Source organism: Sporosarcina sp. SG10008 (assembly GCF_044569405.1).
Classification (GTDB): domain Bacteria; phylum Bacillota; class Bacilli; order Bacillales_A; family Planococcaceae; genus Sporosarcina; species Sporosarcina psychrophila.
In genome coordinates this window covers 2,029,143-2,047,929 of sequence record NZ_CP172607.1, presented here as the reverse complement: position 1 = coordinate 2,047,929, position 18,787 = coordinate 2,029,143, and the positions used below count along the sequence as shown (strand labels likewise).

Here is an 18,787-nt window from a genome sequence, read left to right as displayed (position 1 = left end):
CTGTTTTTTATGTTGAACAATTGAATACTTACATAAACAAAGCGAAGGTTACTCTTAGCCCCGCTGCGAATTCAATAGGATTCTTAATTTTAACAAATAGGATAAAGTGCAAAATACGACAAAATCCAATACAATAAAAGTATTGAAAGGCGGCGATCAATTGAATTCCGAACGATTATCTAACAGATTGAAGGCGGTTGCTTCTTTCGTTGACGAGGGTGCAGTCGTTGCAGATATCGGCAGCGACCATGCTTATTTGCCATGTTTCCTCATTCATACAAAGAAAGTGAAGAGGGCAGTCGCAGGTGAAGTAGCCAAAGGGCCATTTGAGTCTGCGGTTAAAAATGTGAGACGTGAAGGTTTTTCCGATGCGATTACCGTGCGATTGGCAGATGGTTTATTCGCTATTGAAGAAAATGATGCTGTCGATACGGTGACAATCGCGGGGATGGGTGGACCGCTCATCGCTACAATTTTGGAGAGCGGAAAAGACCGTCTTTCTCAAGTGAAGCGAATCATCGCACAACCGAATATATATTCTAGAGCAATCCGAGAATGGGCCGTTTCTAACGGTTGGAAAATAATAAAAGAACACATTTTGAAAGAAGACGGCAAAATATATGAAATTATCGTGATGGAAAAAGGGCAAGCGGTCTATGAGGAACTAGAATTAATGGCAGGACCTTTGTTATTGACTTCAAAAACCGACGTATTCATTGAAAAGTGGGAAAGTGAATTGTCGGAATGGAATCGCGTACTTGATTCCCTCGAAAAAACAATTGAAACAGAGGCAATAAAAACGAAAAAAGTACAGTTGGCACGTCATATTGCGTTAGTTAGGAAGGTGTTGACAACGTGAAAAAAGTGAATGGTCATGAAATTATTGCGCTTTTTGAAAAGTGGTCCCCAAAACGATTTGCAATGGATGGAGATCCAGTCGGTCTTCATATCGGGCAATTGAATCGAACTGTAGAAAATGTGCTTGTTACATTGGATGTCAATGAAGAAGTGATTGATGAGGCGATTCGAAAAGGTGCCAACCTTATTATCGCGCACCATCCACCAATCTTCAGGCCGTTGAAAAGCCTATTAACAGACACGCCGCAAGGTAGCATGATCGAAAAGTGCATTAAAAATGATATAGCTGTCTATGCGGCACATACAAATCTTGACGTTGCACCGGGCGGAGTGAATGATATGCTCGCTGAAAAACTTGGTTTGGTTGACACTAAAATAGTTGAGTCGACGCATTCTGAGTCACTTTATAAACTGGTTGTCTTCAGCCCCGCAACACATGCTGATGACATTAGACAAACGCTGGAAAAAGCGGGTGCTGGTGCAATTGGCGATTATGTCGGATGCAGTTTTAGCGCATCAGGTATTGGGCGTTTCACACCTGTCGAGGGGGCTGAGCCGTTTATTGGTGAAATGGGTAAAAGTGAGGCAGTTGAAGAGGAAAGAATCGAAGTGGTTGTCCCTGGACCTATTCGCAGTAAGGTACTAAAAGCGATGTTAGAAGTCCATCCATACGAAGAACCTGCGTATGATTTAGTCGTTCTTGATCAACAGTCAACTGACTATGGTCTTGGTCGTGTTGGGAAACTTTTGGAAAAGACAACGCTTGGACAATTTGCGGAACTTGTAAAAAAAGCTTTTGATGTCCCGGCACTTCGATTTGTGGGTGATCCAAACAAGCAGATTCGAAAAGTTGCTGTCTTGGGCGGAGATGGGAATAAATATATAGGAGCTGCTAAACGAAGCGGAGCGGATGTTCTGGTAACCGGGGATTTGTATTACCATGTTGCACATGACGCAGAAGCGATGGGTATTGCTGTCATCGACCCGGGGCACAATATTGAGAAAGTAATGATTCAAGGTGTTGCGGACTATATGCAGGCAGCTTGCGCGCAGGCTAGCTATAATGTCTTGTTTATCGAATCGGAAATTGTCACAGAACCGTTTACTTTCATTTGATAATGTTTGACGAAAAAAACCAGCCTCTGTAAAAGAGGCTGGTTCATTTTAAAGATGAAAATATGTTTTTCAACACGGAATAGTGTCTAGCTCTAAGCGCCAGAAGCTTATCTTAAGTTGTTGTGTACGGTTCAATTCGTATCACAGGTGTAGGGTTTTTAATTTTAGGTAGAATTTTTTCTACTAGGAATTTCCGTTCTGGAAGATGTGTAGAAGTATCTTCAGGATCGAACTTCTCAAGGAAAGCAATTACTTCACGAACAATCAAAGTTGGTGTCGAAGCACCCGCAGTGACAGAGACAGTTTCAACACCTTCCAACCACTTCACATCGAGTTCCGAAAGATCCGAGATTCGGTATGATGGAGTGTTGGCAATTTCGACAGAGACTTGTGTCAGGCGATTCGAGTTGTTGCTCTTCGGATCTCCTACGACGATAAGAAGGTCTGATTCCCCGGCATGCTGTGCGACGGCCTCCTGCCTTACTTGAGTAGCAAGACAAATTTCCTTATGAACTTCGATATGTGGATATTTCAGTTTAAGTGCGTCCATAATGTGAACAACATCCCATTGGCTCATTGTTGTTTGGTTTGTGACAAGCAATTTAGGGTTCTGTACAGTAAGATTTTCGACATCCTTAATCGTTTCTATCAAATGGACCGCGTGAGGTGCCACACCGATTGCTCCTTCTGGTTCTGGATGATATTTTTTTCCGATGTAAATGATGTCGTAGCCTTCTGCAGTTTTTTCCCCAATCAAGTCATGGGTGACAGTTACATCAGGACAAGTTGCATCAATCGATACAAGGCCTTTTCTTTTCGCAAGCTCCCGCACTTCAGGAGAAACACCATGTGCTGTGAAAATCACTGTACCCGTCTCAACTTTTTCAAGAATTTCTAGACGATTTTCACCATCAATCGTGATGATGCCATCTTCTTCAAACGCATCTGTAACATGTTTGTTATGGACAATCATTCCCAATATATAAATGGGTCTCGGCAATGTTTTGTCGAGTGCCGCATTTCTTGCGATGATCATTGCATCGACAACCCCATAGCAATAACCTCTAGGGGTAATCTTTAATACTTTCATGTCGTTTCACTCCTCTAATAGGATCTACCATCCATTATAACGGAGTTGGACGGCGGATTCAAAATTATCGGATGGGCGGCTGAAAAATACGGGGGGCTGACAGTCCGGAAGTGACATTAGCAACTGACCGTGCGGCAACTGCTCCACTTGTAGGTAAACTAGCGGCACCGGCTACCGGAAGTGATTGAAAGCCTTTGTACAATCTCCACATTGCGGGCAAGTTTTGAACCATTGGCGCGAATTGTTGGACCACAGGAGCGAATTGCTGGGCTGTGTTTAAGAATTGGTTTGCCGTTTGCATATACGATTCCATTTTTGATGGAATTGGTTGCTCTCCTGGACCACCCATAGGGCCACCACCTAATGGATTGTTCTGCGGGCCATTCATTTGAGCACCTAATGGATTGTTCTGTGGACCCCCCATAGGGCCACCAAATGGATCGTTCTGTGGACCATTCATGAATGGTTGTATAGGTGCCTGCAATTGCCCCATTTGAGGAGGTGGTCCGAAGTTCATTTGTCCCATTGGAGCCGGTGGCGGTTGTTGTCGCGCGAATGGATAAAAGGATTCATATCTCATAATTATCTCCTTTCAATAAATCAGAATGGACTTTCACATAGTATACTATGCGAAAATCGCATACGGCGGAACGAAATCGTGTTATAATAGGTGTACATTAGGAGGGTTACGAATGTCTAAATTTACAGACTATCAATTTAAACCGTTTTTACGGGAAGCAATCGGGAGGCTCGGCTTTGAAAATCCGACACCGATCCAAAAGGAAATCATACCGCTTATTCTGAAGGGTACAAATGCAATCGGACAAGCACATACAGGAACGGGGAAATCCCACAGTTTCCTTATACCGATATTACAACGGACAGATGCAACTGTCGATGAACTGCAAGCAGTTATCACGGCCCCGACAAGAGAGTTGGCGACGCAACTGTACAATGAACTTGCGAAGATGACAGAAGGAACGGAGTTGCGCAGTTCGCTGCTCATAGGTGGTACGGACAAGCAGCGGTCTATCGGGAAATTAAAATCGAATCCGCATATTATCGTTGGAACGCCAGGACGAATTAATGATATGTCCGAAAATGGGGCACTTGTAATTCATACAGCAAAAATCTTGGTTATAGATGAAGCGGACCTTGCATTCGACATGGGCTTTATTGAAGATATCGATAAGTTCGCAGCAAAAATGCCTGCTAAACTTGAAATGTACGTATTTTCTGCAACGATTCCGGAAAAGCTAAAACCGTTCCTAACTAAATACATGGAATCACCTGTTCATGTGAAAATTGGTGAACGCAAACCATTGACGGAAGGGATGCACTACTCCCTAGTACCTGTTCGCAGTATGAGTAAAAAGAAAAAGTTACTGCAAGTAATGGAAGGGATCAATCCTTATTTGGCAATCATCTTTATGAATACAAGACAAAACGCTGAAGGACTCGCAACTTACCTTGCAGAAAGCGGCATTAAAGTCGGAAGAATTCACGGCGATTTAACACCGCGTGAACGGACACGAATGATGAAGCAAATCCGGGATCTAGAATTCCAATATATAGTAGCGACAGACCTTGCGGCACGCGGAATTGATATTCCTGGTGTCAGTCACGTTATTAACTTCGAACTTCCTGATGACCTTGAATTTTTCATTCACCGCGTGGGACGTACTGCACGTGCTGGGCTTAAGGGAACGGCAATTACACTGTATGAACCTTCTGAAGACGATAAAGTAGTCAGAATTGAAAAGATGGGTATTCCATTTGTTCATGAAGAAGTAAAAAATGGTGAGTGGGTTGAAGTAAAAGAGCGTCATTCAAGACGAAATCGAGTAAAAGAAGTAGATGATATTGACCGTAAAGCAATCTCATTCGTACCAAAGCCGTCGAAAGTGAAACCAGGCTATAAAAAGAAAATGGCTCAGCAAGTAGAGAGCTTCAAAAAGAGAGAAAGGAGACTGAAACGTAAAAAATGACAAATGATAAGCCACTATTGCTTGGCTCCCATGTTTCGATGAGCGGAAGCAAAATGTTGTTAGGCTCAAGCGTGGAAGCTGCAAGTTACGGAGCAACTACATTCATGATTTATACCGGTGCACCCCAGAACACACGGAGGAAGCCGATTGAGGAACTGAATATTGCAGCGGGCCATCTTAGTATGGAGGAAAATGGTCAGTCAAATATCGTCGTCCATGCTCCGTATATTATCAATATTGCTAATACGTTAAAGCCCGAGACATTCAGACTTGGTGTCGACTTCCTTCAAAGTGAAATCGAGCGCACAGCTGCACTTGGCGTTGACCAGATTGTTCTTCATCCAGGCGCGCATGTTGGTGCTGGTGTTGACCTAGGGATCGCGAAAATTATCGAAGGACTAAATGAAGTGCTTTCCCAGGACTATCCCGTCCGCATAGCTCTCGAAACGATGGCGGGGAAAGGGACTGAATGCGGTCGTAACTTTGATGAAATTGCCGCGATTATCGATGGAGTCACACATAACGAGCGTTTATCGGTTTGTTTTGATACTTGTCACGTTCATGATGCGGGCTATGATATCGTTGGTGATTTTGAAGGAGTGCTAAACGAGTTCGATAAAATTGTGGGCATGGACAGAATATCTGTTATTCATGTTAATGATAGTAAGAACGAGCGCGGTGCAATGAAGGACCGACATGAAAATATAGGTTTCGGCCATATCGGCTTTGAACCACTTTCTTATATTGTCCATCATGAAGGATTCCAATCGATTCCTAAAATTCTTGAAACACCATTTGTGGGTCTGGATCCAAAGAAAAAATCGGCACCTTATAAATTTGAGATAGAAATGTTTAAGGCGAAATCGTTTCAACCAGATAAGATTGATCTGCTAAGAATTTAAATAGAAAACCCGCCTGCAAAGTATATATACGCAGGCGGGTTTTCTTCTTTTAAATAAATTTATCACTTGGTGGAGTCTAAATACTTCTTGAATAGGATTTCAGTCTTTCTATCACCAATAGCTCCACGGATTTTATTGATAAACGTTTCAGGAACACCGGTGAAAAGCCAATGGAAAGAAATTTCATCAAGCAATGGTCGAAGTGCCCTTATTTCTGTCTTAGAAAAATCAATTCCATATTGCTTTGCAATGATTTTCACTTCATCATCACTTCTCATTTTGACTTCATTCAGTAGTTGAGCATAATCCACTAATAATCCCTTCTTTCTTAAATGGTTGTATCCGGTCGTGTCATGGTTTATAATTTGACGAGTGAATCGGAATGATTCCTGTTTCAAAGAAAGGATAGTAAAATGACAAATAATCTTATTCAATTGGACGATGTCAGTTTCAATTATGAACAGTCAATCGCCCTTGATCATATTTCTCTTGAGGTAGGAGAGGGTGAATTTTGGGCGTTGATAGGGCCAAATGGTTCTGGTAAATCAACACTCATCAATATTATTCTCGGTCTCTTACAACCAACGAGTGGAACAGTAAAGCTTTTCGGTTCGGAAATAGAATCATTTAAGCACCGGGAACGGATTGGCTATGTTTCACAGAAATCCAATTCTTTTAACTCTGGTTTCCCAGCAACCGTTCTTGAAGTTGTGCGGAGCGGATTAACTCGGAAAGTAGGAATGTTCAAAAGCTTTTCAAAAAAAGATGAGCAGCGAACATTAGAAGCGCTTAGCATAGTCGGTATGGACACTTTCGCACAACGGAATATGGGCGAGCTCTCCGGTGGCCAGCAGCAGCGTGTGTTCATTGCAAGAGCGCTTGCAGGAAAACCAGATCTTCTTATTATGGATGAACCGACAGTTGGTATTGATCAGCAAAATGTCGCGTCGTTTTATTCTATGCTCAATACATTAAATCGTGAGCACGGAATTGCGATTTTACTTGTGACACATGAAATTGACCTTGTTACTGATCTCGCAACCCATGTGGCTTGTTTGAACCGAACAATTCATTTTCACGGTAAACAATCCGATTATAAAAAGATGGAAGATGATGACGTTTCTAGATGGTATGGACACCCAGTTCGCCGCGTCCATCAGCACACGGATGAGGTGGAACGATGATTAATGATATTTTATCGTATGAGTTTTTGCAAAATGCATTTCTTTCCGGTTTAATCATCGGTGTCATCGCTCCTTTACTTGGCTTGTTTATCGTCGTCAGACGTCTTTCCCTGATTGCGGATGCGCTCAGTCATGTTGCACTTGCGGGAATCGCTGGAAGCCTTTATTTAAGCCAGCAAGTGCTCTTCTTTGCTGCGCTGAACCCAGTTTACCTTGGGATCGCATCTGCAGTAGGTGGGTCACTACTGATTGAGAAGTTGCGGGAGGCATACCGTCATTATGAAGAACTTGCAATTCCGGTTATTTTGTCGGCAGGTATTGGCCTTGGCGCTATTTTCATCTCATTATCGAAAGGCTATGGCTCTGATTTGATTGGCTATTTATTCGGTTCAGTGTCAGCGGTTAGCAGGCAGGATCTTTTCGTTGTTATCATCATTGCAATCATTGTCATCACTTATATCCGATTTCTTTATAAAGAACTATTTGCCTTATCATTCGATGGGGAGTATGCCAAGGTTTCTGGTATTAATTCACGCTATATCCAGATGGTGTTCATGATCATTGTAGCGCTTGTTATTGGGGCTTCTATGCGGATTGTCGGTATTTTACTTGTATCATCACTTATGACGATTCCGGTAGCGGCAGCTATCCAACTTGCGAAAAGTTTTAAGAGCGCGATGATCTACTCCATTATTTTCGGTGAGTTAGCGGTTATCATTGGTCTTGTTTCTGCCTATTATCTTGATATTGCTCCGGGGGGAACGATTGTCGTCACATCGATAGTTATTTTGTTAGTGGTACTCGCTTTGAAGAAAATACAAGGCGGACGTAATGCCCGTACAGTGAAGGGGGAGTTGGTATGACACTCGATGAGGCATGGCGGATTCTTCAGGAAAATCAATTTAAACGGACGAAAAATAGAGATACAATTTTACAGTTCTTTTCGCATAAAGACCGCTATTTAACGGCTCTTGAAGTGAAGAATTTCATGGCGAAGGATAACCCTGGAATAAGTTTCGATACAATTTATCGAAACTTGACGACGTTTTCTGAACTCGGTATTCTGGAAGAAACCGATTTGAATGGGGAACGAAATTTCCGTATGCAATGTGATCCAGGCATCCACCATCATCATTTCATCTGTACTGCATGTGGTAAGACGCGCAGCATCCCGCATTGCCCTATGGAAATGATTACTGTTAATTTACCCGACTATGAAGTGGAAGGACATAAATTCGAAATCTACGGAAAATGTCCGCTATGTGTGGAACAATGAAAAGCGGAAGGCGCCTTCCAGATGCGACAGGCATAAGTCGATCCAGCGACGTGGCGATCTTTGCCACATAGCTGGATTGCTTATGACCAGAGCGGCTGGCGCCTGAAGCTAGACACAATGAAAAGCGGAAGGCGCCTAAAAGGAACGCAGCATAAGTGCGCCACTTAAGAGGAAGCGGTCTTAAAACCGTGACGTCCTGTCGCGACAAGGAGGGATGAAGTTCAATCCCTCCCCACACTACGTACCCAGCAGCCTTGCAGGTACGTAGTGGCGTCTCTACAAGGCTTGAAGCGACTCGAGGGTCTAGGGCGCTGAAGCTAAACATAATTCTAAGTCGAAAAAACGGTGTGAAACTCTATCATGAGAGTTTCACACCGTTTTTTTAATTAAATGAAGGTTCTTCTATAGGAAATAACTTCTTGATCCAACTATTCGCTTCTTGCCAATCGTAGACTCGGATGACGCCTTCAGGAATCGGCATCCTGTTATACGGTGTGTCAAATAGTATGACAGGAATGTCGAGTTCTTCATGGATTTCAACCGCGTTGTCATGCTTGTCTTCAAAAAATGCATGAACACCGAACTTTTTCGCGGTCTCAATTTTATAATGACTTCCGACAAGTTCGATATGATCGTACGGGATTTCCTGTTGTTTGAACCAGTCCAGCGTGGAGTCATAGACATGATGGCCACGGGCAGAAATGTAATACAGTTCAAACTGCGCTTGAAAGCTAGTTAAAATGTCTTTGGCATATTGTTGTGCGGGAGACGTTTTGTAAATATGTGCCTCCGCACCTTTATACCACTCGTAGAATGCTTTTTCATCTACTGTAAATGCTTTTGTTAAGTCATATTCTTTAATATCATCAAGGACAAGATTACATCCGAACTGTTCATTGATATGCGGCAAGAGAGAAGTGGGGCATGTCACTGTACCATCAATGTCGATGCCGAAGCGGAGGTTTCTCATTCCGCTGTCTCACCTTGCAGGAGGAGTTCTTCCTGTCTTTTCTTTTCGAAATACTCTTCCGCAAGCTTGTCGATTTCGATTTTTAACTCTTCAACCATCGTTGCTTCCGGTACTTTGCGGACTGTTTTTCCTTTCATGAAGAGAAGGCCTTCGCCACGTGCACCCGCGATTCCAATATCCGCTTCACGCGCTTCGCCGGGACCGTTGACTGCACAGCCAAGCACTGCCACTTTAAGTGGAGCTTTAATATGCGAAATATATTCTTCAATTTCATTTGCGATCGTAATAAGGTCAATTTCAATTCGTCCGCATGTAGGGCATGAAATAAGTGTCGCGGCGTTTGAGGAAAGACCGAATATTTTTAGCAACTCCCTTGCCACTTTAACCTCTTGGACAGGATCGGCACTCAGTGATACACGCATCGTGTTGCCGATGCCTGCTGATAGAAGGGTGCCGAGACCCGCAGAGCTCTTAATAGACCCCGAAAACAACGTCCCAGACTCTGTAATGCCGAGGTGTAAGGGATAATCGAATGCTGCCGCAGCTTTTTGATACGCTTCGACCGCTAAATTTACATCGGAAGCTTTTAACGACACGATGATATCGTGGAAATCAAGGTCTTCCAATATTTTAATATGATGCAGAGCACTCTCTACCATTCCGTCGGCAGTTGGATAGCCATATTTTTCAAGAATTTTTTTCTCAAGTGAACCGGCGTTGACACCAATTCGAATCGGAATACCTTTTGCTTTAGCTGCATTGACGACAGCTTCGACTTTTGCCTGTCTTCCGATATTACCAGGGTTAATCCGAATTTTGTCTGCCCCTTGTTCAATAGCGATCAACGCTAATTTATAGTCGAAATGGATATCGACGACAAGAGGAATGTTGATACGTTTTTTGATTTCACCGATAGCATATGCCGCGCGCTCATCTGGACACGCAACACGGACAATTTGGCATCCGGCATCTTCTAAACGCATGATTTCTGCGACTGTTGCTTCGACGTCATGTGTCTTGGTCGTTGTCATACTTTGGATGAAAAGCTCATCACTTCCGCCGATTGTCAGGTTACCAACTCGTACAGGACGTGTGTTTTTTCTGTTTATCATAGCATTCATTTATTTCGCTCCTTAGTCGGCATTAGCCTCATAACTATAACTATTTTAGCAATCTTCATAGCAAAAAGACAAGGGACAACCCTTATCGATTAGACTCTATGCATTTTTCCGTTTGCATAACGGTAAGTGGGAGTACGATTTTCTCGCCTCCAATAATCTGTTGATTTTGAAGATGTGGGTTCAATGAATAGAAGGAAGCCAATCTATCAATGAAGCTAGATTCGGGATCGGGATACAATGAGAATAGTGATTCAATCGTATCTCCATCAACTGTTGTGACAGGTATCGTCTTGACTTGTTCTTCTTCACATGCAGGCTGTTCTTGAACAAAAGAAGCAAGCGGGATTGTGCCTTCCATTAAATCGAGTCGGATGAAATGAACGGTTACGAATAATAAGGCTGCGAGTAGTAGTATTCTCATGGAAATTCCCCCTTTCGCCACTATATGCACGAAAAGAGGAAGTATTCATCGAGGTATTTTGGGATAGTACTTAGCAGCCACCGCAATATAAGCGAAGTGGACAAGGGATGTAATACCTGTACTAACGTTTTTCATTGCCGGAAAGAAATCAAATCCGATGGTCAGAAGAACAGGGATGGTAATCGCGATAGCGGAAGTTCTCCACATATGACGGTATTCTCCTCGTCTTTTCATCAGTTTTAACAACAGGATTCCCACGTAACCAAAAATACTGATTCGGATGAAGATATAAGTCGTACTGATAACGAGCTGCAGAAGAAATGCAATTGGATAAATGAGTCCACCGATTATTTCTCCGTGTTCGAGCAGTTCTGGCGATGATTCGAATAAGACTGCATCTCCTGCTATATAACGGGTGAATGATAGCAATGTGAACAACGCAACGAAAATGAAAACATAGCGAAACACTTTGCCGATAGGTAATAGGCGAAAGGCTGCTAATTTTTTAGGTTCATGGATTGCTGCTTTGACTAGTTGGTGGAACTTCACTATAAAACCCCCTCCATCAATAACAGTCTATCATTTTACGACGCAATTGTGCGCGCTACTATTTTCGACAGATTGATGACGTTACGTAAATCAATTGTAAAGGGAATGTAAAGATTCGACTACTACTATTTACAATTTGGGGTGACTATCCTCATAATGAGATGCAATACATAAAGCATAATGAGGGGTTGACTGCGTAATGGAGGTAAACTGGCAGGAAATGCTGTTTCAGTTTCTTGGTGGACTCGGAATTTTCTTGTTCGCTATAAAGTATATGGGAGATGGCCTTCAAAAAGCGGCGGGTGATAGGCTCCGCGCAATCCTTGACCGATTCACGACGAATCCGTTCATGGGTGTACTTGTCGGAATTATCGTCACAGTCTTGATTCAATCGAGTTCTGGGACGACTGTTATTACCGTAGGACTTGTGAGCGCAGGTTTCATGACGCTTCGTCAAGCGATTGGCGTCATAATGGGAGCGAATATCGGAACGACTGTTACTGCTTTTATCATCGGATTAGATGTAGGAGCCTATGCACTTCCGATTATGGCGTTTGGGGCGTTCCTAATCTTTTTCATTAAAAAGAGTTCAATTAGAAATATAGGTGAAGTTATTTTTGGATTTGGTGGCCTGTTTCTAGGACTTGAATTAATGAGTGGTGGGATGAAGCCGCTTAGGGAATTAGAAACGTTTACAGATCTAATGATATCGATGAGTGACCAGCCTATGCTCGGCGTCGTGGTTGGAACGGTATTTACTTTGATTGTTCAAAGCTCCAGTGCGACAGTTGGTATTTTGCAAGGGCTTTATGCAGAAAATCTCGTCGATATCAATGGAGCATTACCAATTTTATTTGGAGATAATATTGGAACAACGATTACAGCTGTGCTTGCTTCAATCGGAGCATCGGTAGCGGCAAAGCGTGCTGCCGCAGCACACGTATTATTTAATGTTGTCGGAACGGTCATATTCATGCTACTTCTTATACCCTTCACTGCGTATGTCGAGTGGATATCAGGGGTATTGACCCTTGAAAATAAAATGCAAATTGCATTTGCACACGGTTCGTTCAACATTGCCAATACAATCATCCAATTCCCTCTAATTGGAGCATGGGCTTGGTTGGTTACAAAAATGATCCCAGGTGAAGATGTATTAATAGAATACAAGCCGAAGCATTTGGACAGGCACTTTATAGAACAATCACCTGCAGTTGCAATCGGACAAGCGAAAGAAGAAATTATTCGTATGGGTGAATTCGGTGTCCGTGGTTTACAGGAGTCTTTCGAATACTTGAAAACGGGTAATAAAAAACACGCAGAGACTGCTTATCAAATTGAAGATGCCATTAATAACTTGGACCGCAAGATTACGGACTATCTTGTTGAAATTACTTCAGTTAGTATTTCGCCAGTTGAATCTGCACGTCACTTTATGCTTATGGATACGGTTCGTGATATTGAACGCATTGGTGATCATTTCGAAAATATCATTGAACTCATTGACTATCGTGATGTTAACCGCGTAAAATTGACGGAAGATGCGATGAATGATTTGACGGAAATGTTCACGCTAACGATTGAAACCGTTCAGAAAGCTGTTGACGCACTCAATCAAAATGATATGGAAATGGCAAGAACGGTTGCTGAAAAAGAAGTTCTCATTGACAAGATGGAACGGAAATTTAGAAAAAATCATATTTTGAGGCTTAATGAAGGTCGTTGTACTGCGCAATCTGGAATGGTATTTGTCGATATTGTTTCTAACTTAGAGCGGGTCGGTGACCATGCCGTAAATATAGCCGAAGCAATTCTTGGAAACAGAGCATAATCGTTCGAATAAGGGGATGGTTTTTTGGAAGTTATAGGTTGGATTATTGCAATTGCCATGTTTATTATTGCTTTTGCCGGACTCGTATATCCGATCATTCCAACGGCTCTTTTCATTGTAGGAGGTTTCCTTCTATATGGACTCATCGATACATTTGAAGGGATGACTATTTGGTTTTGGATCATTCAGGTATTATTCGTTATCTTGCTGTTCGGTGCAGACACACTATCGAATCTCGTCGGTGTGAAAAAGTTCGGTGGCTCTAAGGCGGGGATGTGGGGAAGTACAATTGGACTTCTTATCGGTCCTTTCGTCATTCCGGTTGCTGGTATTTTAGTTGGGCCATTTTTAGGTGCGGTCATTGCGGAACTTGTCGTATCTCGGTCCGGAGTGAAGCAGTCTGTAAAGACAGGCATTGGTTCGCTAGTTGGATTTCTCACTTCGGTTGTGACAAAAGGACTTGTCATGGTTGTGATGATTGCAGTCTTTATTTTCTTTATCAAATGAAACGTTCCTAAATAGTCCATTTTATTTGAACGTTATTCATAATTTTGATAATGTTGAAAGGTAGCATATTTATGAATCTCTTGAGGAGGAATGGACAAATGACTTACAAATTACCAGAACTACCTTACGCTTATGATGCACTTGAACCACACTTCGACAAAGAAACGATGAACATTCATCACACTAAACACCATAATGCATATGTAACGAACTTGAATAACGCTCTTGAAGGAAATGAAGAACTTCTAAACAAATCTATCGAAGAACTTATTGCGAACCTTGATGCAGTACCTGAAAGCAAACGTACGGCTGTCCGTAACAACGGTGGCGGTCACGCAAACCATTCACTTTTCTGGGAACTTTTATCAGCAGAAGGTGGCGGCAATCCATCAGGCGCACTTGCTGAAGCAATCGACAACAAGTTTGGTAGCTTTGATGCATTTAAAGAAGAATTCGCAAAAGCGGGTGCAACTCGTTTTGGATCAGGATGGGCTTGGCTCGTACTGAATGGCGGAGAGCTTGAAATTATGTCAACCCCAAACCAAGATTCACCAATCATGGAAGGCAAAACGCCTCTTCTAGGACTAGACGTTTGGGAGCATGCTTACTATCTAAACTATCAAAACCGTCGCCCTGACTATATTTCAGCATTTTGGAATGTTGTTAATTGGGACGAAGTTGCAAAACGTTTCGGTAAATAAATTTATAACTTTATCTAGAAGGAACCAAGCACACATCTTGTTCGTCAAGATGTGTGCTTTTGTTGTTTTGAGTGTTATAATTCAAAATGATTAACGAGGGGGGACATTATGAAAAAACAGGTGCGTAAGGCGGATCAGGCTAAAATACGCCAACGAAAACATATCGCATTCCGAATGAACTTCCTATTCTTTTCAATCTTTGTCCTATTTTCATTGCTCATTTTTCGCCTTGGTTATTTACAAATCGTTAAAGGGGAAGAATATTCCCGCGAGTTGGAAAAAAAGGAAGAAATCCCTATCAATACAAGCGTGCCAAGGGGGAAAATATTTGACCGCATGGGACGCGTTCTTGTTGATAATGATCCGAAAAACGCCATTACATATACTAAAATGACGTCGACGACTTCAGCAGATATGCTAAAAGTCGCTGAGCAACTTGCGATCTTGATTGAACAAGATACGAAAAGGATTACCATTGGGGATAAGAGAGATTTTTGGATTTTAAAGAATTCTGAGGCTGCGTTGAAAAAGGTTTCTATAAAGGAACAAGAGGCGCTGGAAAAGGATAGTACACTTTCACGGACGGAATTGCAGAAGGAGATTAATAGGCTTACACGAGAACGAATTACGGACGAAGAAATTGATTCTTTTACGGAAGAGGAGCTAGAAGTACTTGCGATTTACAGAGAAATGATGTCGGGCTATGCGTACTCCCCACAAATCGTTAAAAGTGGGAATGTGACGGACGAGGAATTCGCAACTGTATCTGAACGTCTAGGAGAGTTACCGGGCGTGGATACAACGACAGATTGGGAGCGTGTGAGGAAATCAGACAATACGATTCTAGGGACAACCACGAGTCCCATTGAAGGTATTCCTAAATCTCGTGAGAAGTATTTCCTGGCACGGGATTATTCAAGAAATGACCGTGTTGGAAAAAGTTATATTGAGCAATATTATGAAGATTTATTAAAAGGGCAAAAAACAATTGTGAAGAATATTAAAGATCGTAGCGGCCGTGTCGTCGAAACGAAAACAATCCGACAAGGCGAACCTGGCAAGGATCTTATTCTGACGATTGATAGCGAACTGCAAGAGACACTTGAAAATATAGTTTCGGATAAACTGTTGGAATTAAAAAGAAAACCAAATACCGGAGAATTGGACAGGGCTTTCTTAGTCATGATGAATCCGAATAACGGTGAAGTTCTATCACTTGTAGGTAAGCAGGTTGTTACGAATCCAGAAACAGGCAAGCTCGAAATATGGGACTATGCATTTGGTACGTTCACTGCACTTCACGAGGCTGGATCAACAGTGAAGATGGCGACGCTTCTTACAGGGTATCAGGAAAATGTGGTACGTATCGGCGAAACGAAGATAGATGAACCAATTAGAATCGGTGGTATTACAAAAAGATCGCTGTTTAATCAAAACTCTAGGGTTGCTGTAACTGATATTGAAGCAATCGGTAGATCTTCGAACGTATACATGTTCCGTATTGCATTGGCCTTGGCGAATTCTAACAATAGCTCTGAAGACTCGGCACTTATTAGAAAAAATGCATTCGATACGTTCCGGCAATCTTTCGCTTCTTTCGGACTTGGAACAAAAACCGGCATTGATTTACCGGGTGAGTCAGGCGGTCTGATTGGGGATAGTAATTCAATAGGTATTTTATTGGATTTATCCATTGGACAGTACGATACTTATACAACACTACAACTTGCTCAATATGTCTCAACAATTGCAAATGGTGGTTATCGGGTGGCTCCGAAAGTGTTAAAAGAAATTCGCGAACCATCTGAAGACGGTAAAATTCTTGGTCCCCTTATTCAAGAAACAGAGGTCAACATCTTAAATAGGATCCAGAATACTGATGCGGAAATTGCTCAAGTGAAGCGTGGAATGCACTACGTGTATTACGGGGCTAAAGGGACGGCCCCGAATTTCTTTGCTGGAAAAGAATATGATGGAGCCGGGAAAACGGGGACGGCGCAGGCATTTAGCTCTGGAAAACCGACAATCAACTTATCACATGTCGGTTTTGCGCCTTATGAAAACCCAGAAATAGCTTATGCAGTCGTCATTCCTAATATCTCTACAGTTCCGCGTGGCTACACATATGCAAACAATCAAATTGCAGAACAAGCTGTGGATGAATATTTTAAATTGAAAGCAAAAAGAGCTAAAGAAGAAACGTCCACAGCGGCTAAACAACCTATCATACAAGCACCTAAAGTAGAGTCCAATTAAAAAGTAGGAAAACCATTTGGTTTTCCTACTTTTTTACTGTCGTAATTTCTTTGGCGATTGTTTTGAAATTCATTGAAGAATCGACTTGGTGTTCACCAATCTGTATTTTGCCAGTTAAGTTATATTCTTCAAGATATGACTCGAAGATGGCTGCATTCTCGATAATACCCAATTCCTCTAGGGTTGCTGAGACAACTGTCGAATTCGAACCATTTTCAATCGTTAAAATGGTTTTAACAATCGCATCGGAGGAGGGGGTACTTTTGGCTGCGTCATCTTTCTTGCTAACGGCTTTCTCTGCATCTGTTTTTGGAACATTTTCTTTAACTGAAGATGTTGTCTGTGCAGTAGCTAATAGCTCTTTCGTTTTAGCAAGTTCACTTTGGAGTTTCTCAACATTTGCCTGCAATTGTTGCGTGTCATTGTCTGAAGGAACCTTACTATCAATGGTGAAATAAAGGATTCCCGCGGCAAGAATACAACCAATCCCGACTGCCCGTAAAATTTCACGGATCATGTAATCACGCCTTTCGATTGTAACACTGCGATTACATCGTCGTTTGATAAGGAGGAACGTACAGCGATATCACTGATAGAATAACCTTGGGAATGCAATGATAGAATTTGATTGACAATGATTACGTGAACAGGTTTTGCAGTTGTTTGCGTTTTGCCGACTGTAGTTAGCGGACCAACACCAATCATTAACTCTTCTTCAACAGCCTTCAATCTTTTCTTTAAGCCATTCGTTTCCTGATGAATACTAATTGAAACCTGTTCCAATTCATCGGCGTAGCTGGATGAAGAATTGCCGAGGAAAAATGAAGTTATTATACATATAAGTCCAATAATAATCAGTATTATCGTGATGTCCATTTTACCACTCCTCTGGTGAATCATTTTGCTACTATTTTATCATAAGAAAGCTGTTGTGGAAATTTTGGTTTTTTTAGTGGACATTTGCTGTTGATGTGGTATACTTGATAGGTCGTATAAGTTATGCTCATATAAAACTTTACATTCTTGATGAGTGGGAGGGACCAACAATGCGCGTAAATGTTACACTTGCTTGCACAGAATGCGGTGAACGCAACTATATTTCTAAGAAAAACAAACGTAACAATCCAGAACGGATTGAAATGAAAAAATATTGCTCACGTGAAAAGAAACAAACTTTGCACCGTGAAACGAAATAATCGCTCAGGCCAAAACCTTCACCGGTTTTGGTTTTTTCATTTCAGAACGGGGGGATACTAAATGAATAAAGAGATTTTAAGGAATCAAGTGTTAGTTACATTGAATAATATAAATCGAACTGAACATCTAAAAAAATCTTTGAAGATTACAGACAGGGTACTTGCATCAGATGAATTTCGAAGTGCGGATACAATCGGGGTAACGATTTCTCGTTATCCCGAAGTGGACACACGCCCGCTTATCGAAGCGGCTTGGGCAGCTGGTAAACGAATTGCTGTACCTAAATGCATCCATGCAACCCGGAAGATGGATTTTCGTCTTATTACATCATATGAAAGTTTGGAAACGGTCTATATGGGCCTTTTTGAGCCGATAACTGATGAAACACTGTCGGTTGAGAAAAACGAGATTGATTTGCAAATTGTACCTGGGCTAGTCTTTTCTGACGGAGGATATAGGATTGGTTTTGGTGGAGGATATTATGACCGCTACATGTCGGATTACAATGGTGCTACATTGTCGTTAGCATTTGTAGCTCAAACGAGGCATAGGATACCTGTTGAAAGTCACGATATTCCTGTTAGCAAAATAGTTACAGATGAAAAAGAGATTATCTGTATATGAAAGACTATCTGGGTGTCCTCCAATTGCTGAAGCGTTTCGGGATTTATGTCTATACGGGGAATCGAAAAGATGACATCGATATGGTGCAATCAGAAGTGAAGGATCTTTATGACAATGGACTGCTAATGAAAGAAGACTATTTGAAAGCGGTGCTAATCTTGCGTAGTGAAATAGCAAAACTATGAGGATAGACCCA

The 18,787-nt window shown here is 42.0% G+C and carries 23 protein-coding genes; 14 read left to right on the top strand and 9 right to left on the bottom strand.

The window, feature by feature from the left end:
• Window positions 1-160: 160 nt before the first annotated feature.
• Both ACGLYD_RS09945 and ACGLYD_RS09940 read left to right on the top strand, forming a co-directional pair.
• Window positions 161-859, top strand: coding sequence for a tRNA (adenine(22)-N(1))-methyltransferase TrmK (locus ACGLYD_RS09945; protein WP_187045104.1), 699 nt, complete (start codon window positions 161-163; stop codon window positions 857-859).
• Window positions 856-1,974 carry a Nif3-like dinuclear metal center hexameric protein gene (locus ACGLYD_RS09940; RefSeq protein WP_187045103.1) on the top strand — a complete coding sequence of 373 codons (1,119 nt, stop codon included), beginning with the start codon at window positions 856-858 and terminating at the stop codon, window positions 1,972-1,974. The genes ACGLYD_RS09945 and ACGLYD_RS09940 overlap by 4 nt, the downstream gene beginning before the upstream one ends.
• A 112-nt stretch (window positions 1,975-2,086) precedes the next feature.
• On the opposite strand, the gene ACGLYD_RS09935 is transcribed toward ACGLYD_RS09940, so the two are convergent.
• A complete protein-coding gene (locus tag ACGLYD_RS09935) occupies window positions 2,087-3,064 on the bottom strand; it encodes a 4-hydroxy-3-methylbut-2-enyl diphosphate reductase (RefSeq protein ID WP_067210236.1) in 978 nt (325 codons plus the stop codon).
• A gap of 64 nt (window positions 3,065-3,128) precedes the next feature.
• On the bottom strand, window positions 3,129-3,644 hold the full coding sequence (gene vrrA / locus ACGLYD_RS09930; protein WP_067210233.1) for a VrrA/YqfQ family protein: 516 nt from the start codon (window positions 3,642-3,644) through the stop codon (window positions 3,129-3,131).
• A 112-nt stretch (window positions 3,645-3,756) separates the two neighbouring features.
• Between vrrA and ACGLYD_RS09925 the strand changes: the two genes are divergently transcribed.
• Window positions 3,757-5,052 (top strand): DEAD/DEAH box helicase, encoded by a 1,296-nt coding sequence (locus tag ACGLYD_RS09925; RefSeq protein WP_187045102.1) that lies wholly within the window; start codon window positions 3,757-3,759, stop codon window positions 5,050-5,052.
• Entirely contained in the window at window positions 5,049-5,954 is a 906-nt protein-coding gene (locus ACGLYD_RS09920) for a deoxyribonuclease IV (RefSeq protein WP_067210228.1), read from the top strand. Before ACGLYD_RS09925 ends, ACGLYD_RS09920 begins: the two co-directional genes overlap by 4 nt.
• A 62-nt stretch (window positions 5,955-6,016) precedes the next feature.
• Here the strand turns inward: ACGLYD_RS09920 and ACGLYD_RS09915 are convergent, their stop codons facing one another.
• Window positions 6,017-6,265, bottom strand: a complete 249-nt coding sequence (locus ACGLYD_RS09915; protein WP_067210225.1) for a hypothetical protein — start codon at window positions 6,263-6,265, stop codon at window positions 6,017-6,019.
• A gap of 102 nt (window positions 6,266-6,367) precedes the next feature.
• On the opposite strand from ACGLYD_RS09915, the gene ACGLYD_RS09910 reads away from it, so the two are divergent.
• Genes ACGLYD_RS09910 through ACGLYD_RS09900 form a run of 3 tightly spaced genes read left to right on the top strand, consistent with a single transcriptional unit; the run spans window position 6,368 to window position 8,414 of the window.
• On the top strand, window positions 6,368-7,138 hold the full coding sequence (locus tag ACGLYD_RS09910; RefSeq protein ID WP_067210223.1) for a metal ABC transporter ATP-binding protein: 771 nt from the start codon (window positions 6,368-6,370) through the stop codon (window positions 7,136-7,138).
• Window positions 7,135-8,001: a metal ABC transporter permease gene (locus ACGLYD_RS09905; protein ID WP_187045100.1), complete on the top strand. Its 867-nt coding sequence runs from the start codon at window positions 7,135-7,137 to the stop codon at window positions 7,999-8,001. The genes ACGLYD_RS09910 and ACGLYD_RS09905 overlap by 4 nt, the downstream gene beginning before the upstream one ends.
• The gene (locus tag ACGLYD_RS09900; RefSeq protein WP_067210219.1) at window positions 7,998-8,414 is read left to right on the top strand and encodes a Fur family transcriptional regulator; all 417 of its coding nucleotides are present in this window, start codon (window positions 7,998-8,000) and stop codon (window positions 8,412-8,414) included. Before ACGLYD_RS09905 ends, ACGLYD_RS09900 begins: the two co-directional genes overlap by 4 nt.
• Before the next feature lie 382 nt (window positions 8,415-8,796).
• Here ACGLYD_RS09900 and ACGLYD_RS09895 read toward each other — a convergent pair whose 3' ends face one another.
• The 4 genes from ACGLYD_RS09895 to ACGLYD_RS09880 form a co-directional block, all read right to left on the bottom strand.
• Window positions 8,797-9,384 carry a 5' nucleotidase, NT5C type gene (locus tag ACGLYD_RS09895; RefSeq protein ID WP_067210218.1) on the bottom strand — a complete coding sequence of 196 codons (588 nt, stop codon included), beginning with the start codon at window positions 9,382-9,384 and terminating at the stop codon, window positions 8,797-8,799.
• Complete coding sequence (gene ispG / locus ACGLYD_RS09890) at window positions 9,381-10,505, bottom strand: flavodoxin-dependent (E)-4-hydroxy-3-methylbut-2-enyl-diphosphate synthase (RefSeq protein ID WP_067210215.1); 1,125 nt, start codon at window positions 10,503-10,505, stop codon at window positions 9,381-9,383. The genes ACGLYD_RS09895 and ispG overlap by 4 nt, the downstream gene beginning before the upstream one ends.
• An 82-nt stretch (window positions 10,506-10,587) precedes the next feature.
• A complete protein-coding gene (locus ACGLYD_RS09885; RefSeq protein ID WP_067210213.1) occupies window positions 10,588-10,926 on the bottom strand; it encodes a hypothetical protein in 339 nt (112 codons plus the stop codon).
• Between the two features lie 45 nt (window positions 10,927-10,971).
• Window positions 10,972-11,475: a DUF1189 family protein gene (locus tag ACGLYD_RS09880; RefSeq protein ID WP_399632759.1), complete on the bottom strand. Its 504-nt coding sequence runs from the start codon at window positions 11,473-11,475 to the stop codon at window positions 10,972-10,974.
• A 199-nt stretch (window positions 11,476-11,674) separates the two neighbouring features.
• Between ACGLYD_RS09880 and ACGLYD_RS09875 the strand changes: the two genes are divergently transcribed.
• The 4 genes from ACGLYD_RS09875 to ACGLYD_RS09860 all read left to right on the top strand — a co-directional run bounded on the left by ACGLYD_RS09875 (window position 11,675) and on the right by ACGLYD_RS09860 (window position 16,770).
• Window positions 11,675-13,306 carry a Na/Pi cotransporter family protein gene (locus ACGLYD_RS09875; protein WP_067210208.1) on the top strand — a complete coding sequence of 544 codons (1,632 nt, stop codon included), beginning with the start codon at window positions 11,675-11,677 and terminating at the stop codon, window positions 13,304-13,306.
• A gap of 24 nt (window positions 13,307-13,330) precedes the next feature.
• Entirely contained in the window at window positions 13,331-13,813 is a 483-nt protein-coding gene (locus tag ACGLYD_RS09870) for a DUF456 domain-containing protein (protein ID WP_067210206.1), read from the top strand.
• 98 nt (window positions 13,814-13,911) lie between these two features.
• Window positions 13,912-14,514: a superoxide dismutase gene (locus ACGLYD_RS09865; protein WP_067210203.1), complete on the top strand. Its 603-nt coding sequence runs from the start codon at window positions 13,912-13,914 to the stop codon at window positions 14,512-14,514.
• Between the two features lie 108 nt (window positions 14,515-14,622).
• Window positions 14,623-16,770 (top strand): penicillin-binding protein 2, encoded by a 2,148-nt coding sequence (locus ACGLYD_RS09860; protein WP_067210201.1) that lies wholly within the window; start codon window positions 14,623-14,625, stop codon window positions 16,768-16,770.
• 25 nt (window positions 16,771-16,795) lie between these two features.
• On the opposite strand, the gene ACGLYD_RS09855 is transcribed toward ACGLYD_RS09860, so the two are convergent.
• Window positions 16,796-17,287 carry a hypothetical protein gene (locus tag ACGLYD_RS09855; RefSeq protein ID WP_399632756.1) on the bottom strand — a complete coding sequence of 164 codons (492 nt, stop codon included), beginning with the start codon at window positions 17,285-17,287 and terminating at the stop codon, window positions 16,796-16,798.
• Complete coding sequence (locus ACGLYD_RS09850) at window positions 17,284-17,646, bottom strand: hypothetical protein (RefSeq protein ID WP_187045098.1); 363 nt, start codon at window positions 17,644-17,646, stop codon at window positions 17,284-17,286. The genes ACGLYD_RS09855 and ACGLYD_RS09850 overlap by 4 nt, the downstream gene beginning before the upstream one ends.
• Before the next feature lie 170 nt (window positions 17,647-17,816).
• Between ACGLYD_RS09850 and rpmG the strand changes: the two genes are divergently transcribed.
• The 3 genes from rpmG (at window position 17,817) to ACGLYD_RS09835 (ending at window position 18,776) form a co-directional block, all read left to right on the top strand.
• Window positions 17,817-17,966: a 50S ribosomal protein L33 gene (gene rpmG / locus ACGLYD_RS09845; protein ID WP_067210194.1), complete on the top strand. Its 150-nt coding sequence runs from the start codon at window positions 17,817-17,819 to the stop codon at window positions 17,964-17,966.
• A gap of 61 nt (window positions 17,967-18,027) precedes the next feature.
• On the top strand, window positions 18,028-18,591 hold the full coding sequence (locus ACGLYD_RS09840; RefSeq protein ID WP_399632752.1) for a 5-formyltetrahydrofolate cyclo-ligase: 564 nt from the start codon (window positions 18,028-18,030) through the stop codon (window positions 18,589-18,591).
• Complete coding sequence (locus ACGLYD_RS09835; RefSeq protein ID WP_338656436.1) at window positions 18,588-18,776, top strand: YqgQ family protein; 189 nt, start codon at window positions 18,588-18,590, stop codon at window positions 18,774-18,776. Before ACGLYD_RS09840 ends, ACGLYD_RS09835 begins: the two co-directional genes overlap by 4 nt.
• The last annotated feature ends 11 nt before the right edge of the window (window positions 18,777-18,787 follow it).

What these genes read in the sequence shown, in the direction of transcription:
- ACGLYD_RS09935 (WP_067210236.1), bottom strand. Translation starts at nt 3,064, where the DNA reads ATGAAAGTATTAAAGATTACCCCTAGAGGTTATTGCTATGGGGTTGTC.
- vrrA (WP_067210233.1), bottom strand. Translation starts at nt 3,644, where the DNA reads ATGAGATATGAATCCTTTTATCCATTCGCGCGACAACAACCGCCACCG.
- ACGLYD_RS09925 (WP_187045102.1), top strand. Translation starts at nt 3,757, where the DNA reads ATGTCTAAATTTACAGACTATCAATTTAAACCGTTTTTACGGGAAGCA.
- ACGLYD_RS09920 (WP_067210228.1), top strand. Translation starts at nt 5,049, where the DNA reads ATGACAAATGATAAGCCACTATTGCTTGGCTCCCATGTTTCGATGAGC.
- ACGLYD_RS09910 (WP_067210223.1), top strand. Translation starts at nt 6,368, where the DNA reads ATGACAAATAATCTTATTCAATTGGACGATGTCAGTTTCAATTATGAA.
- ACGLYD_RS09905 (WP_187045100.1), top strand. Translation starts at nt 7,135, where the DNA reads ATGATTAATGATATTTTATCGTATGAGTTTTTGCAAAATGCATTTCTT.
- ACGLYD_RS09900 (WP_067210219.1), top strand. Translation starts at nt 7,998, where the DNA reads ATGACACTCGATGAGGCATGGCGGATTCTTCAGGAAAATCAATTTAAA.
- ACGLYD_RS09895 (WP_067210218.1), bottom strand. Translation starts at nt 9,384, where the DNA reads ATGAGAAACCTCCGCTTCGGCATCGACATTGATGGTACAGTGACATGC.
- ispG (WP_067210215.1), bottom strand. Translation starts at nt 10,505, where the DNA reads ATGAATGCTATGATAAACAGAAAAAACACACGTCCTGTACGAGTTGGT.
- ACGLYD_RS09885 (WP_067210213.1), bottom strand. Translation starts at nt 10,926, where the DNA reads ATGAGAATACTACTACTCGCAGCCTTATTATTCGTAACCGTTCATTTC.
- ACGLYD_RS09875 (WP_067210208.1), top strand. Translation starts at nt 11,675, where the DNA reads ATGGAGGTAAACTGGCAGGAAATGCTGTTTCAGTTTCTTGGTGGACTC.
- ACGLYD_RS09865 (WP_067210203.1), top strand. Translation starts at nt 13,912, where the DNA reads ATGACTTACAAATTACCAGAACTACCTTACGCTTATGATGCACTTGAA.
- ACGLYD_RS09860 (WP_067210201.1), top strand. Translation starts at nt 14,623, where the DNA reads ATGAAAAAACAGGTGCGTAAGGCGGATCAGGCTAAAATACGCCAACGA.
- ACGLYD_RS09855 (WP_399632756.1), bottom strand. Translation starts at nt 17,287, where the DNA reads ATGATCCGTGAAATTTTACGGGCAGTCGGGATTGGTTGTATTCTTGCC.
- ACGLYD_RS09850 (WP_187045098.1), bottom strand. Translation starts at nt 17,646, where the DNA reads ATGGACATCACGATAATACTGATTATTATTGGACTTATATGTATAATA.
- rpmG (WP_067210194.1), top strand. Translation starts at nt 17,817, where the DNA reads ATGCGCGTAAATGTTACACTTGCTTGCACAGAATGCGGTGAACGCAAC.
- ACGLYD_RS09840 (WP_399632752.1), top strand. Translation starts at nt 18,028, where the DNA reads ATGAATAAAGAGATTTTAAGGAATCAAGTGTTAGTTACATTGAATAAT.
- ACGLYD_RS09835 (WP_338656436.1), top strand. Translation starts at nt 18,588, where the DNA reads ATGAAAGACTATCTGGGTGTCCTCCAATTGCTGAAGCGTTTCGGGATT.